The 15,032-nt window shown below is 59.1% G+C and carries 10 protein-coding genes; 7 read left to right on the forward strand and 3 right to left on the reverse strand.

Annotated features, from left to right (window positions below; genetic code table 11):
- Positions 1-167 precede the first annotated feature (167 nt).
- From gltB to UIA24_RS03935, 5 genes are all read left to right on the forward strand, one after another.
- A complete protein-coding gene (gene gltB / locus UIA24_RS03915; RefSeq protein WP_099773339.1) occupies positions 168-4,613 on the forward strand; it encodes a glutamate synthase large subunit in 4,446 nt (1,481 codons plus the stop codon).
- Positions 4,614-4,645: 32 nt separating this feature from the next.
- Positions 4,646-6,064, forward strand: a complete 1,419-nt coding sequence (locus UIA24_RS03920; protein ID WP_099773340.1) for an FAD-dependent oxidoreductase — start codon at positions 4,646-4,648, stop codon at positions 6,062-6,064.
- 193 nt (positions 6,065-6,257) lie between these two features.
- Positions 6,258-7,322, forward strand: a complete 1,065-nt coding sequence (gene hemE, locus UIA24_RS03925; RefSeq protein ID WP_330522230.1) for a uroporphyrinogen decarboxylase — start codon at positions 6,258-6,260, stop codon at positions 7,320-7,322.
- Positions 7,323-7,431: 109 nt separating this feature from the next.
- Positions 7,432-7,776, forward strand: coding sequence for a YgiW/YdeI family stress tolerance OB fold protein (locus UIA24_RS03930; RefSeq protein WP_099773342.1), 345 nt, complete (start codon positions 7,432-7,434; stop codon positions 7,774-7,776).
- A 918-nt stretch (positions 7,777-8,694) separates the two neighbouring features.
- Positions 8,695-9,783, forward strand: coding sequence for an anthrax toxin-like adenylyl cyclase domain-containing protein (locus UIA24_RS03935; protein ID WP_330522231.1), 1,089 nt, complete (start codon positions 8,695-8,697; stop codon positions 9,781-9,783).
- Between the two features lie 123 nt (positions 9,784-9,906).
- Here UIA24_RS03935 and UIA24_RS03940 read toward each other — a convergent pair whose 3' ends face one another.
- On the reverse strand, positions 9,907-11,148 hold the full coding sequence (locus UIA24_RS03940; RefSeq protein ID WP_425415159.1) for an MFS transporter: 1,242 nt from the start codon (positions 11,146-11,148) through the stop codon (positions 9,907-9,909).
- Between the two features lie 153 nt (positions 11,149-11,301).
- Here UIA24_RS03940 and UIA24_RS03945 point away from each other — a divergent pair, with 153 nt between their 5' ends.
- Both UIA24_RS03945 and UIA24_RS03950 read left to right on the forward strand, forming a co-directional pair.
- Entirely contained in the window at positions 11,302-12,204 is a 903-nt protein-coding gene (locus UIA24_RS03945; RefSeq protein ID WP_330522232.1) for a LysR family transcriptional regulator, read from the forward strand.
- A gap of 53 nt (positions 12,205-12,257) precedes the next feature.
- Complete coding sequence (locus UIA24_RS03950) at positions 12,258-13,031, forward strand: ParA family protein (protein WP_065758219.1); 774 nt, start codon at positions 12,258-12,260, stop codon at positions 13,029-13,031.
- On the opposite strand, the gene trxC is transcribed toward UIA24_RS03950, so the two are convergent.
- Both trxC and selO read right to left on the reverse strand, forming a co-directional pair.
- On the reverse strand, positions 13,028-13,462 hold the full coding sequence (trxC, locus tag UIA24_RS03955; protein ID WP_330522233.1) for a thioredoxin TrxC: 435 nt from the start codon (positions 13,460-13,462) through the stop codon (positions 13,028-13,030). The genes UIA24_RS03950 and trxC overlap by 4 nt on opposite strands.
- A 108-nt stretch (positions 13,463-13,570) precedes the next feature.
- Positions 13,571-15,031, reverse strand: a complete 1,461-nt coding sequence (selO, locus tag UIA24_RS03960) for a protein adenylyltransferase SelO (protein WP_330522234.1) — start codon at positions 15,029-15,031, stop codon at positions 13,571-13,573.
- Position 15,032 lies beyond the last annotated feature (1 nt).

Below are 15,032 nucleotides of genomic sequence, written 5' to 3' on the forward strand. Positions count from 1 at the left end.
GGATTTGCGTGGTTTCGTCGCGCGAATTTGTGGGCTACCTTGTCGCTGTGCAACAATGACTGCCCTTTTGCCCCCGCAAAGCTGGCGTTCGTTCGGCGTGGATGGTAAGTGGTTGTACTAAAAAGAGATTTGCCTTGGTGAGAGGCGAACCTGGTGAGAAAGTGTCTATGAAAACAGGTCTGTACCATCCCGAAGAATTCAAGGATAACTGTGGTTTTGGCCTGATCGCCCATATGACGGGCGAGCCCAGCCACCACCTTTTGCAAACGGCCATCGAGGCCCTGACCTGCATGACCCACCGTGGTGGGATCAACGCCGACGGCAAGACCGGTGACGGCTGCGGTCTGCTGATGCAGAAACCCGATCAGTTCCTGCGAGCCGTCGCTCGCGAGCAGTTCGGTAGCGACCTGCCCAAGCAGTACGCCGTGGGCATGGTCTTCTTCAATCAGGATGATGCCAAGGCGCAGGCGGCACGCGCCAACATGGACAAGGAAATCCTTGCCGCGGGCCTGCAATTGCTGGGCTGGCGCAAGGTGCCGATCGATACCAGCGTTCTGGGCCGTCTGGCCTTGGAGCGCCTGCCGCAAATCGAGCAGGTGTTCATCGGCGGTGAAGGCCTGAGCGATCAGGAATTCGCCATCAAGCTGTTCAGTGCGCGTCGGCGCTCGTCGGTGGCCAACGCCGCCGATACCGACCACTACATCTGCAGCTTCTCGCACAAGACGATCATCTATAAGGGCCTGATGATGCCGGCAGACCTTGCCGCCTTCTATCCGGACCTCAGCGACGAGCGCCTGCAGACTGCGATCTGTGTGTTCCACCAGCGCTTCTCCACCAACACCCTGCCGAAATGGCCGCTGGCTCAGCCATTCCGCTTCCTCGCCCACAACGGCGAGATCAACACCATTACGGGTAACCGCAACTGGGCCCAGGCGCGTCGGACCAAGTTCGCCAACGAACTGATTCCTGATCTGGAAGAGCTCGGCCCGCTGGTCAACCGCGTCGGTTCCGACTCTTCGAGCATGGACAACATGCTGGAGTTGATGGTCACCGGCGGTATCGACCTGTTCCGTGGCGTGCGGATGATCATTCCGCCAGCGTGGCAGAACGTCGAAACCATGGACGCTGACCTGCGTGCGTTCTATGAGTACAACTCCATGCATATGGAGCCATGGGACGGCCCAGCCGGTGTGGTCATGACCGAAGGTCGCCACGCCGTGTGTCTGCTCGACCGCAACGGCCTGCGTCCAGCCCGTTGGGTCACCACCAAGAACGGCTACATCACCTTGGCGTCGGAAATCGGCGTGTGGGACTACAAGCCTGAAGACGTGATAGCCAAGGGCCGTGTCGGCCCGGGCCAGATCTTCGCCGTGGACACTGAAACCGGGCAGATCCTCGACACCGACGCCATCGACAACCGTCTGAAGTCGCGCCACCCGTACAAGCGCTGGCTGCGCCAGAACGCCCTGCGTATCCAGGCAACCCTGAGCGATGACCAAGGCGTGGCCAGCTACGATGCTGACCAGCTCAAGCAATACATGAAGATGTTCCAGGTCACCTTCGAGGAACGTGACCAGGTGTTGCGTCCGCTCGGTGAGCAAGGCCAGGAAGCTGTGGGCTCGATGGGTGACGACACGCCGATGGCTGTGTTGTCGCAGCGCGTGCGTTCGACGTACGACTACTTCCGCCAGCAGTTCGCCCAGGTCACCAACCCACCGATCGACCCGCTGCGCGAAGCGATCGTCATGTCCCTGGAAATCTGCCTCGGTGCCGAGCGCAACATCTTCCAGGAATCGCCTGAGCATGCCTCGCGGGTGATCCTCAGCTCCCCAGTGATTTCGCCCGCCAAGTGGCGTTCGCTGATGAGCCTGGATCGTCCAGGTTTCGAGCGTCAGTTGATCGACCTCAACTATGAGGAAAGCCTCGGCCTTGAGGCAGCGGTCCGCAACATTGCCGATCAGGCTGAAGAAGCGGTGCGCAGTGGCAAGACTCAACTGGTGTTGAGCGACCGCCATATTGCCCCGGGCAAGCTGCCGGTGCATGCATCGCTGGCTGTCGGTGCCGTACACCACCGCCTGACCGAGCAAGGCCTGCGCTGCGACAGTAACATCCTGGTGGAAACCGCGACCGCGCGTGACCCGCATCACTTTGCGGTACTGATCGGTTTCGGCGCTTCTGCTGTGTACCCGTACCTGGCGTACGAAGTGCTGGCCGACCTGATCCGCACCGGGGAAGTGCTGGGTGACCTGGATGAGGTCTTCAAGTACTACCGTAAAGGCATCTCCAAGGGCCTGCTGAAGATCCTGTCGAAGATGGGTATCTCCACCATTGCTTCTTACCGCGGCGCCCAGTTGTTCGAGGCCGTTGGCCTGTCGGATGAAGTGGTAGCGCTGAGTTTCCGTGGCGTTGCCAGCCGCCTGAAAGGCGCACGTTTCGTTGATATCGAGAACGAGCAGAAGCTGCTCGCTGCCGAAGCCTGGAGCCCGCGCAAGCCCATCCAGCAAGGCGGTTTGCTCAAGTTCGTTCACGGTGGCGAATACCACGCCTACAACCCGGATGTGGTCAACACCCTGCAGGCCGCTGTGCAGCAGGGCGACTATGCCAAGTTCAAGGAATACACCGCGCTGGTCGACAAGCGCCCGGTGTCGATGATCCGCGACCTGCTGAAGGTCAAGGTCGCAGACCAGGCTCTGGCGCTGGACGAAGTCGAGCCACTGGAAGCAATCCTCAAGCGTTTCGACTCTGCTGGTATCTCGCTTGGCGCCCTGTCGCCAGAGGCGCACGAAGCGCTGGCTGAAGCCATGAACCGCCTGGGTGCGCGTTCCAACTCCGGTGAGGGCGGTGAAGACCCAGCCCGCTATGGCACCATCAAGAGCTCCAAGATCAAGCAGGTGGCCACAGGCCGTTTCGGCGTGACGCCGGAATACCTGGTCAACGCGGAAGTGTTGCAGATCAAGGTGGCCCAGGGCGCCAAGCCGGGTGAGGGTGGGCAGCTGCCTGGTGGCAAGGTCAACGGCCTGATCGCCAAGCTGCGTTATGCCGTACCTGGCGTGACCCTGATCTCGCCGCCGCCGCACCACGACATCTATTCCATCGAAGACTTGTCGCAGCTGATTTTCGACCTCAAGCAGGTCAACCCGCAGGCGCTGGTTTCGGTGAAGCTGGTGGCGGAAGCGGGCGTCGGTACCATCGCCGCTGGCGTGGCCAAGGCCTATGCCGACCTGATCACCATCTCCGGTTACGACGGTGGTACTGGTGCTTCGCCACTGACCTCGATCAAGTACGCCGGTGCCCCGTGGGAGCTGGGCTTGGCCGAGACTCACCAGACCCTGCGCGGCAACGATTTGCGTGGCAAGGTTCGCGTGCAGACCGACGGCGGCCTGAAAACCGGCCTGGACGTGATCAAGGCAGCCATTCTGGGTGCTGAAAGCTTCGGCTTCGGTACGGCGCCAATGATCGCCCTTGGCTGCAAATACCTGCGTATCTGTCACCTGAACAACTGCGCCACTGGTGTAGCGACCCAGAACGACAAACTGCGCAAGGACCACTACATCGGTACCGTCGACATGGTGGTGAACTTCTTCACCTACGTCGCCGAAGAAACCCGTGAGTGGCTGGCCAAACTGGGCGTGCGTAGCCTCGGTGAGCTGATCGGGCGCACCGATCTGCTGGAAATGCTCCCGGGCGAAACTGCCAAGCAGCAGCACCTGGACCTCAGCCCGCTGCTGGGCAGTGAGCATGTGCCGGCTGACAAGCCGCAGTTCTGCCAAGTTGACCGCAACCCGCCGTTCGACAAGGGTGTGCTGGCCGAGAAGATGGTCGAGATGGCCCTGCCAGCGATCAAGGATCTGGCGGGCGCCGAATTCAACCTGGACATCTGCAACTGCGACCGTTCGATCGGCGCGCGGATTTCCGGCGAGATCGCCCGTCTGCACGGCAACCAGGGCATGGCCAAAGCACCGATCACCTTCCGCTTCAAGGGTACTGCAGGCCAGAGCTTCGGCGTCTGGAACGCAGGTGGCCTGAACATGTATCTGGAAGGCGACGCCAACGACTATGTCGGCAAAGGCATGACTGGCGGCAAACTGGTGATCGTACCGCCAGCGGGCAGCCCGTTTGCTACGCAGCACAGCGCGATTATCGGCAACACCTGCCTGTATGGCGCTACTGGCGGCAAGCTGTTTGCTGCGGGTACTGCTGGCGAGCGTTTTGCTGTGCGTAACTCCGGCGCCCACACGGTTGTGGAAGGCACTGGCGACCACTGCTGCGAATACATGACTGGCGGTTTCGTTTGCGTACTGGGCAAGACCGGCTACAACTTCGGTTCTGGTATGACCGGTGGTTTCGCCTACGTGCTCGACCAGGACAACAGCTTCGTTGACAAGGTCAACCACGAACTGGTGGAAATCCAGCGGATCACCGGCGAAGCGATGGAAGCGTACCGCAGCCACTTGCAGCGCGTGCTCGGCGAGTATGTCGAAGAGACGGGTAGCGAGTGGGGACGTGAGCTCTGGGAGAACCTGGACGACTACGTGCGCCGCTTCTGGCTGGTCAAGCCGAAGGCTGCGAGCCTGAAGAACCTGCTGTCCAGCACCCGTGCCAACCCGCAGTGATATGCGCCTGAAGAGTTTGATGAGGTTTAAACATGGCTGAACGTCTGAGTAATGACTTCCAGTTCATCGAGGTCGGGCGCAAGGATCCGAAGAAGAAACTGCTGCGTCAACGCAAGAAAGAGTTCGTGGAAATCTACGAACCCTTCAAACCCCAGCAGTCGGCCGAACAGGCCCACCGCTGCCTGGGCTGTGGCAACCCGTACTGCGAATGGAAGTGCCCGGTGCACAACTTCATTCCCAACTGGTTGAAGCTGGTGTCCGAGGGCAACATCCTGGCGGCGGCGGAACTGTCGCACCAGACCAACACCCTGCCGGAAGTCTGCGGCCGGGTGTGCCCGCAGGACCGCCTGTGCGAGGGTGCGTGCACCCTCAACGACGGTTTTGGTGCGGTGACCATCGGTTCGGTCGAGAAGTACATCACCGACACCGCGTTCGCCATGGGCTGGCGCCCGGACATGTCCAAGGTCAAGCCGACCGGTAAGCGTGTCGCGATCATCGGTGCCGGTCCGGCTGGCCTGGGCTGTGCCGACGTGCTGGTGCGTGGTGGGGTAACCCCGGTGGTGTTCGACCGGAACCCGGAAATCGGCGGTCTGCTGACCTTCGGTATCCCCGAGTTCAAGCTGGAAAAGACCGTGTTGAGCAATCGTCGCGAAGTCTTCACCGGCATGGGCATCGAGTTCCGCCTGAACACCGAAGTGGGCAAGGACATCAGCATGGAACAGCTGCTGGCCGAGTACGATGCCGTGTTCATGGGCATGGGTACCTACACCTACATGAAAGGCGGTTTCCCTGGTGAAGACTTGCCGGGTGTGCATGATGCGCTGGACTTCCTGGTGGCCAACGTCAACCGCAACCTGGGCTTTGAAAAGTCGCCGGAAGATTTCGTCGACATGAAAGGCAAGAAGGTCGTGGTGCTGGGCGGTGGTGACACGGCGATGGACTGCAACCGCACGTCCATCCGTCAGGGTGCCAAGGCGGTAACCTGCGCCTATCGTCGTGACGAAGCCAACATGCCAGGCTCGCGCAAAGAGGTGAAGAACGCCAAGGAAGAGGGCGTGAAATTCCTCTACAACCGTCAGCCAATCGCCATTGTGGGCGAAGACAAGGTTGAGGGCGTGAAGGTTGTCGAGACCCGTCTCGGCGAGCCGGATGCCCGTGGCCGTCGCAGCCCTGAGCCGATTCCCGGCTCCGAGGAAATCATCCCGGCAGACGCCGTGGTGATCGCCTTTGGCTTCCGTCCAAGCCCCGCGCCATGGTTCGAGCAGTTCAGCATCCAGACCGATAGCCAGGGCCGTGTGGTGGCGCCGGAGCAGGGCGCGTACAAGCACCAGACCAGCAACCCGAAGATCTTCGCCGGTGGCGATATGGTCCGTGGGTCTGACCTGGTGGTGACTGCGATCTTCGAAGGGCGCAACGCCGCTGAAGGGATCCTGGACTACCTGGGCGTCTGAAAAAGCATCGCGGGGCGAGCCCGCTCCCACAGGGTCAGCGTCACTGCGACCGTGGTGGGGCGAGCTCGTCCGGCGATGAAGTTTGGAAAATCTATTGACCTAGTGCAGGTCGATAGACAAAAGGCACGGTTCATACCGTGCCTTTTACGTTGGTGTCTGAGAAAATGCCCCCACTTTTTTTCCGGATGCCGACATGACTGCCTTGAAGAACGATCGTTTTCTGCGCGCCCTGCTCAAGCAACCCGTAGACGTTACCCCTGTATGGATGATGCGCCAGGCTGGCCGTTACCTGCCGGAGTACCGCGCCAGCCGCGCCAAGGCCGGCGATTTCATGAGCCTGTGCATGAACCCGCAGTTTGCCTGCGAGGTCACCCTGCAGCCGCTGGACCGCTATCCGCTGGACGCGGCGATCCTGTTCTCCGACATCCTCACCATTCCCGACGCCATGGGCCAGGGCCTGTACTTTGAAACCGGCGAAGGCCCGCGTTTCAAGAAGGTCGTCAGCACCCTGGCTGACATCGAAGCCTTGCCGATCCCCGATCCGCAGAAGGACCTGGGCTACGTGATGGATGCGGTCAGCACCATCCGCCGTGAGCTCAATGGCCGGGTGCCGCTGATCGGCTTCTCCGGCAGCCCATGGACCCTGGCCACCTACATGGTCGAAGGCGGCTCGTCGAAAGACTTCCGCAAGACCAAGGCCATGCTCTACGACAACCCGCAGGCCATGCACCTGTTGCTGGACAAGTTGGCGCAGTCTGTAACCTCGTACCTCAACGGGCAGATCCTCGCCGGAGCACAAGCCGTACAGATCTTCGACACCTGGGGTGGCAACCTGTCGGCTGCGGCCTACCAGGAGTTCTCCCTGGCCTACATGCGCAAGATCGTCAGTGGCCTGATCCGCGAGCACGAAGGGCGCAAGGTTCCGGTCATCCTGTTCACCAAGAATGGCGGCCTGTGGCTGGAAAGCATTGCGGATGCTGGCGCCGACGCCCTTGGTCTGGACTGGACCTGCGAAATTGGCGAAGCCCGCCAGCGCGTCGGCGCCAAGGTTGCCCTGCAGGGCAACATGGACCCGACCGTACTCTACGCCAAGCCTGAAGCCATCCGTGCTGAAGTGGGGCGTATCCTGGCCAGCTACGGGCATGGCACCGGTCACGTGTTCAACCTCGGCCATGGCATCACCCCGGAAGTCGATCCTGAGCATGCTGGTGTCTTCATCAACGCCGTTCATGAGTTGTCGGCGCAGTACCACCAGTAAGCACTGTTGAATAAAAAGCGCCCGGCCAATGCCGGGCGTTTTGCATTAAGTTTGAATTCAGCGTGCCTGCTTATGCTGGTCCCATCGAAACCAAGATTGGATCACACTTATGAAAACCCGCTATCTCGCACTGCTTCTCGCTCCCCTGTTCAGCACCGCTGCCCTGGCCGCTGGCTACACGGGCCCTGGCGCACAATCGGTGGCCACGGTTGCCGAGGCCCACAACGCGGCTGACGACACCCCAGCCGTGCTGCAAGGTCACATCACCCAGAAGCTGAAGAACGAGAAGTACGAGTTCAAGGATGCTACCGGCAACATCATTGTCGAAATCGACGACGAAGACCTGCCGCCAGTGGCCTTCAACGACAAGACCCTGGTCAAACTGACTGGCGAAGTCGACAAGGGCCTGATGAAGCGTGATGTCGATGTGGATCTGGTCGAGGTATTGAACTGAGTCTGCGCAGGAACGGCACCTCATTTGCTCTTGAATACAGGTTTACACCTGTTTCCACAAAACGCTCGATGCATTGCATCGGGCGTTTTTTATTTCAGGGGCAGTTGGGCCGCTCCCCGTTATAGATCAACACAGATTTATCCCCCATCTGCAGTGCCTTCATCACCTCTCGATCCTGGCGTGCCCTCGAATCAAAGACCCGGCTGTGCTTGTAAAAAGCGTGGCGCGAAATGCCCATGAGCATGAATCTGTAAACCCTGTTCAGGATGGGATATCTCTTACATGCATGGATCCAACTGTCCCACTCAAAAACAGGTGGTTCTGACGGTAAATCCGCTCTCGTCTGAGAATTTTCCTACAGATAAGCTCGGATCAATGTCGAATAATGGCTTTCCGCTACCTGAAAAACTTCGCATCAGAGGTGAGGTATTACAGATGCTCTGAGTCTTCGCATGCGAAGAAAGGGTTCTCTTTGATTATGTCAGGTGTTTTTCTTTAAGCCTGGCTCATGCATTACTTTGGTGGCTGTCCCGGCCAAAAAGATGCTCTTTTATTGCCTTGATCGGATGTCTGAAGACACCACGATCCGCAACGTTGAATGCCTGTTGGAAACACAGAAGTAGATCCCGCTTCACGTGCGGGCCAATGTTGTGCACCCCTTCGGGTGATTAAACATAAGTTTGCGGATAGGTACTTTGATTTTCGCAGCCTGAAAAAGCGCCGCGTAGCAGGTCACGTTATTTGCCCTGCCGAATCTGTGTGTAACGCGGAAACGGCTACGGGTTGCGGGATACGTGTGCCTGTCAGGCGGGGATATCAACTTCAAATGACGTCGTTCAAGGGGGATCCATGAGTTAAGAATAGGCTGGTTTTATTCTAGATGCTTTCTAGGCACGATTAATGCTCGAAGAGGTAAGTATGCTTACAGAAATTGATTGTGGTATGACGCGTGACCATATTAATGTCTTTCAATCGCTCGCGCGTGAATATTCAACGTTCATTTTTGTTCGTCCCGTAAATCAGGACTCGACAAGTTTGATTGCCGAGGGTTACAGCACGAAAAAACTGGATATTCATGCTAAAAGCTCGAACTGGGGACCTATGTCTGGCTTTATCTGCGTCGATTCAGAACTCAGCAAGGTGGTCGATGAAGGGCCCGATAAGGTAGCTAAGAATCGTGAAGCTGTGCGACACGCTTTGCGCACAGATGGGGTGGGTCAGACTGAGTTGATAATCCCGTATACGCGAATCGAAGAACTCGTGAAAAAGGGATTATTTACCCATGCCGGCATGGGAGGATCATTCCAGGCCAGCAGCCGCAAAAATGTAAAGCAGATGCGCTTTGAATGTGAGCGAAGTGCGGATGGCCGGTGCCATGTTTATTACTATCCTGCGGGTAAAAAAATGCCTGTCATGGTCATTGGTTACAAACATGAGGGTGCCGTCATTGCGGTGACCGCGGATTATGACATTTTTGCAATTTGCCCCCACCATACAGCGCCCGGCTTCAGCAGTGCGTCGGTCGCTAATGTGACAGATCAAGGCCTCTTGGGTGTTCTTTCAAGATTTCAGGAGAATTTGATTCGTGTGATCAACTCCCGCTGCGGAAAACATCCGGTCGTAAACCATGGTACTGAACTGAACAACCCATTTCCGGAAAATGATCGAGAGCTGGCGATGTTTGTCCCGGGTGGAAATGCACGGATGATCAATAGAGGTCATTTGCACGATATCTTTGGGGATCTCGCTATTCGAGGCTTTCATGTGTATTCCAATAGCCGCTGGAACGCTGCTGTCAGAACGCATATTGGATCGAGGATGAGTCGACTGCAAAATCCTGCAGTGCGTGGGGCCTGCGCGACTAAATATCTGAGTGACGCAGACTTTAATGGGCTAAGCGTTAGAGGGTATGGCGGCGAGACGCGTCTTGCGTTTGCGCAAGATAAGTTTGGTAAGGAGTTGGTAAACAACTCGGCCGCCGATATTCGTCCACGTTGGCGTTTTTGATTTTTCAAAAGTGTTGAAGAAAAACCTTAGCGACAGGCCTGGACGGAGTGCGAGAGGTCGGTAAGGGGGAGGCAGTAAGTGCCAGGGAGGCTCCTATCATTTTTGCCGCGGGCACACTGTAGCTTAACCCTTGGCGTTTTCTGGCAGTGCCGGCAACTTGCTCAGGTGCAGCGCCACCAGCAGCGCAATGACCAGCAAGCTGCCGATGAAGAGGCCGATGCCGTTCCAGCCGCCCTGGTGCCAGAACACACCACCAGCGGTGCCGGCGACACTGGAGCCGGCGTAGTAGCTGAACAGGTACAGCGACGAAGCCTGGCCCTTGGCCTTGAAGGCACGGCGGCCGATCCAGCTACTGGCCACCGAGTGTGCGCCGAAGAAGCCGAAGGTGAAGATCAGCATGCCGATGACGACTAGTGGCAGGGGTTCGAGCAGGGTCAGCAGCAGGCCACCGAACATCAGCACAATGGTTGCCCAGAACACCTTGCGGCGGCCCAACTTGTCGGCCAGCGCGCCAATTTGTGCCGAGCTGTAGATGCCCGACAGGTAAACCACCGACAGCAGCCCGACCAAGGCCTGGTTCATGTGGTAAGGCTCTGCCAGCAGGCGGTAGCCGATGTAGTTGAAGAGGGTAACGAAGGCGCCCATCAGCAGGAAGGCTTCAAGGAACAGCCAGGGCAGCCCGGCATCGCGAAAGTGCAAGGTGAAGCCGTCCAGCAGGCTGCGAGGATTCAGCGGGCGCGCACGGAAGTTGCGCGACTCGGGGAGCATTTTCCAGAAAAGTACCGCGGCGATCAGTGCCAGCCCACCGATGGCCAGCAGTGCCGTGTGCCAACTGACGAAGTCGATCAGTACGCCGGTAATCAAGCGTCCGCTCATGCCACCAATGGCATTGCCGCCGATGTACAGGCCCATGGCCAGGCCAAGATGCTGAGGGTAGATCTCTTCGCTCAGGTAGGTCATGGCCACCGCAGCCAGCCCGCTCAAGGACAGACCGACCAGCGCGCGCATCGCCAGAACCCCTTCCCAGGTGGGCATCAGCGCACTGGCGATTGTGCACAGTGCAGCGCAGAACAACGCTGCAACCATCACGGGCTTACGCCCAATACGGTCTGAAACAGGCCCGGTGACCAGTAGACCGAACGCTAGCAGCGCAGTCGACACCGACAGCACCAGGCTGCTTTGCGCCGCATTGATGGAGAATTCCCGGGACAGCAGCGGCATCATGGGTTGCACGCAATACAGCAGCGCGAAGGTGGCGAAGCCACCACAGAACAATGCCAGCACTGTGCGCATGAACGCCGGTGTGCCCTTTTCGATCCAGTGGTCAGTGGTGGTGGCTGCGTCCGTGGTGGGTGCAGGGGGCACGTCGTGGGCGAGGGGAGCAACAGCAGTTTTCACGGTAAACCTCGGAAGGGCTACGGCCAGTCAGGCAGTGAAAAAAGCATATAGCTAGCTAATGATCATTTCCAATATATTGTTCGACCTGTTTAAGAGGTTTTGCGACCTGTTGAGGGTGTCATGGAATTACGCCACTTGCGGTACTTCATTGCAGTTGCCGAAGAGCTCCACTTCGGGCGGGCGGCGCAGCTGTTGGGCATCTCCCAGCCACCCTTGAGCCAGCAGATCCGGGCTCTGGAGCAGGAGTTGGGGGCGCGTTTGTTCGAGCGGACCAACCGACGGGTGGAACTGAGTGAAGCCGGCCGCTTGTTCCTCGATGAGGCGCGACAGGTGCTGGCCCAGGTCGATAAGGCTGCCGATGTCGCTCGGCGCGCCCAGCTTGGCGAGTTGGGTGAAATGAAAATTGGCTTCACCACCTCCGCGCCGATTAATTCGGGTATCCCCAAGGCGATTTATGCCTTTCGTCAGCGCTTTCCTGCCGTGCACCTGAACCTCAAGGAAATGAGCAGCCGTGATGTTGCCGATGCGCTGCTCGACGAGACCATCGAGATCGGCCTGATGCGCCCGCTGGCCTTGCCGGAGAGCCTGCTCGCCACGGAGTTGTTCCGTGAGCCTCTGGTGGCGGTGCTCAGCGCTACACACCCGCTGGCGGAGGGCAGCGAGCGTGGCTTGTTGTTGTCGACGCTGGCCAATGAGCCGTTTGTATTTTTCCCGCGCAGCTATGGCAGTGGCTTGCATGCGCAATTGATGAGCCTGGCACGGCAGGCCGGCTTCAGCCCGCACTTTGCCCAGGAGGCGGGTGAGGCCATGACGATTATTGGCTTGGTGGCAGCGGGCCTAGGGGTGTCAGTGTTGCCGGCCTCTTTTCAGCGCATGCGTATTGACGGTGTGGTCTATCGAACCCTGCTTGATGCCGACGCGGTTACCGCTGTGTGGTTGGTACAGCGACGCGAGTCAGCCTCGGCCATGGCCCGTGCCTTTGTCGAGCTGCTGGCGGGTCAAGGGCTCAATGGTGCTGGCTAAACCGCCGTCACGCCCACATACTCGGTCATTCACTGATACACGGAGGTCATTCCATGCGGCGCGTGGTGTTTAATCAGAAAGGTGGCGTGGGTAAGTCGAGTATTGCTTGCAACCTGGCGGCGGTGAGTGCCAGTGAAGGCTACCGAACCCTGTTGATTGACCTGGATGCTCAGGCCAACTCGACCCAGTACCTCACCGGCCTGACTGGCGAGGATATCCCCATGGGGATTGCCGATTTCTTCAAGCAGACATTGTCGTCCGGCCCCTTTGCCAGGAAGAACAAGGTCGACATCTACGAGACGCCGTTCGACAACCTCCATGTCGTCACCGCTACTGCGGAGTTGGCTGACCTGCAACCCAAGCTCGAAGCCAAGCACAAGATCAACAAGCTGCGTAAGTTGCTCGATGAGTTGTCCGAAGACTACGACCGGATTTATCTCGATACGCCGCCAGCGCTGAACTTTTATGCGGTATCGGCATTGATTGCGGCCGATCGGGTACTGATTCCCTTCGACTGCGACAGCTTCTCGCGCCAGGCCCTATACGGTCTGCTGGCCGAAATCGAGGAACTGCGTGAGGACCACAATGAGCACCTGCAGGTCGAGGGCATTGTGGTCAACCAGTTCCAGGCCCGGGCCAGCCTGCCCCAGCAGATGCTCGACGAGTTGCTGGCTGAAGGCTTGCCGGTGCTGCCGGTCTACCTGAACAGCTCAGTGAAGATGCGCGAGTCGCATCAGGCCAACTTGCCGTTGATCCATCTGGAACCACGGCACAAGTTGACCCAGCAGTTTGTTGAACTGCATTCGCTGCTGGAAGAAAACGCTTAAATCCCCTGACTGCGCAGCCACTCCAGCAAGTGCTGGAGTGGGAAGGCGCCGCTTTGGCGTGCGACTTCGCGGCCATTTTTGAACAGGATCAGGCTGGGGATTGAGCGAATACCCAATTGCCCGGCCAGTTGCGGGTTGGCCTCGCTGTCGAGCTTGGCCAGGCGACAGCGCCCGCTTAGCTGGCTGGCCGCTTGTTCAAAGATCGGCGCAAAGGATTTACACGGGCCGCACCAGTCGGCCCAGACATCAACCAGCAGTGGCAGATCACCCTTGATCTGGCTGGCATAGTCACCCTGTTTCAATTCAAACGGTTTGTTCAGCAGCACGGCGCCTTTGCAGCGTCCGCACTTCGGCGCGTCGCCCACGCGTGCTGCGGGGATGCGATTCAGGCCATTGCAATGAGGGCAGGGTATCAGCAGCGGGTCGGTCATGGTGGCGTCCGGGAAGCGAGTCGATAGTTGTTATCTGGAGCGTACGCGCAGCTTTTTCAATGTCGGCTTCGGGTGATTCTCGTCTGATCCATTGGTGTTGGCAGTTGCTCACGAGGAGCAACTGATCTCCAGATGCTTGCCCCATTCGGGTGGCCGCTCTGCGTACGCCGCCATGCCCGGCTGTTCGTCGAATGGCGTGCAGAGCACCTGATGCAGGCGACGCACCTCGCTGTAGTCACCCGCTTCAGCGGCTTCTATCGCGCGTTGGGCCAGGTAGTTGCGCAGGATGTACAGCGGGTTGACCGCATGCATCCGGGCGCGGCGTTCTTCGCTGTTGCCCGGTTCACGGGCGATGCGTGCCAGGTAGTCCCCAGACCAACGGTCAAAACCGGCGAGGTCGACGAAGTCGTCGCGAACCACGCGCAGTGCTGCTTCTGCGGGCTGGTCGCCGAGCTTTCTGAAGAACAATGTGTAATCCACCGCACCCTGTTGCATGACCTGCAGGAGCCCCTCGATCAGCGCCTTGTCGGCGTCTTCAGCGTGCGTCAGGCCGAGTCGACGACGCATCAGGTCCAGGTAGTGGGCTTCGTACAGCGGCAGGAACAACGCCAGGGTTTCGCGCAGGGCCTCGACGCTGATGAAGGGCGTCAGGGCCTGGGCCAGGGCGCTGAGGTTCCAGTGTGCAATCGGCACTTGATTGCTGTAGCTGTAGCGTCCCTGGTCATCCGAGTGGTTGCAGACGAAGCGGGCGTCGAAATCGTCCAGGAATGCAAAGGGGCCGAAATCAAAGGTGATGCCCAGGATCGACATGTTGTCGGTATTCATCACGCCGTGGCAGAAACCATAGGCTTGCCAATGGGCGATCAGTTCGGCGTTGCGCTCAACGATGCTACGGAACATCGCCAGGTACGGCTCGGGCTGATCGCGGCACTCGGGGAAATGGTGGTTCAGCACGTGCTCGGCGAGGATCTTCTGCTGCTCCGGCTGGCGGGTGTAGTAGAAGTATTCGAAGTGACCGAAGCGAACATGGCTGGGTGCCAGGCGCAACAGCATGGCCGCGTGCTCCTGGGTTTCGCGCCACACAGGCGTGTTCGAGCCGATTACGCACAGCGCTCTGCTGCTGGCGATACCCAGGGCATGAAGGGCCTCGGAGGCGAGGAACTCGCGAATCGAAGAGCGCAGAACCGCACGACCATCTCCCATGCGCGAATAGGGCGTCTGCCCGGCGCCTTTCAGGTGCAGGTCCCAATATTCGCCTGCGTCATTGCGCACTTCGCCCAGCAACAGGCCACGGCCATCGCCCAGGCGAGGGTTGTAGGAGCCGAATTGGTGACCGGAGTAAACCATCGCCCGAGGTTCAGCCTCGGCCCAGAGTTTGTGGCCACTGAAAAGCTCGGCAAACACCGGTGAGTGGGCCTCGGTAGGGTCGAGGTCGAGCAGGGCCATGGCGGCATCGCTGGCAACCACCAGACGTGGCTCGGCAATCGGCTCGGGCAGTACCGACGTGGAGAACGCATCGCCCAGACGGGCGAAGCGGTTATCGAAGGTGAGTTCGTCGAGGGCTTTCAAC

The sequence above is a fragment of the Pseudomonas sp. AL 58 genome (assembly GCF_036348395.1).
In the GTDB taxonomy this organism is placed as follows: Bacteria; Pseudomonadota; Gammaproteobacteria; order Pseudomonadales; family Pseudomonadaceae; genus Aquipseudomonas; species Aquipseudomonas defluvii.

Bases quoted from the DNA above. Each gene is read 5' to 3' on its own strand.
- gltB (WP_099773339.1), top strand. From the start codon at position 168: ATGAAAACAGGTCTGTACCATCCCGAAGAATTCAAGGATAACTGTGGT.
- UIA24_RS03920 (WP_099773340.1), top strand. From the start codon at position 4,646: ATGGCTGAACGTCTGAGTAATGACTTCCAGTTCATCGAGGTCGGGCGC.
- hemE (WP_330522230.1), top strand. From the start codon at position 6,258: ATGACTGCCTTGAAGAACGATCGTTTTCTGCGCGCCCTGCTCAAGCAA.
- UIA24_RS03930 (WP_099773342.1), top strand. From the start codon at position 7,432: ATGAAAACCCGCTATCTCGCACTGCTTCTCGCTCCCCTGTTCAGCACC.
- UIA24_RS03935 (WP_330522231.1), top strand. From the start codon at position 8,695: ATGCTTACAGAAATTGATTGTGGTATGACGCGTGACCATATTAATGTC.
- UIA24_RS03945 (WP_330522232.1), top strand. From the start codon at position 11,302: ATGGAATTACGCCACTTGCGGTACTTCATTGCAGTTGCCGAAGAGCTC.
- UIA24_RS03950 (WP_065758219.1), top strand. From the start codon at position 12,258: ATGCGGCGCGTGGTGTTTAATCAGAAAGGTGGCGTGGGTAAGTCGAGT.
- trxC (WP_330522233.1), bottom strand. From the start codon at position 13,462: ATGACCGACCCGCTGCTGATACCCTGCCCTCATTGCAATGGCCTGAAT.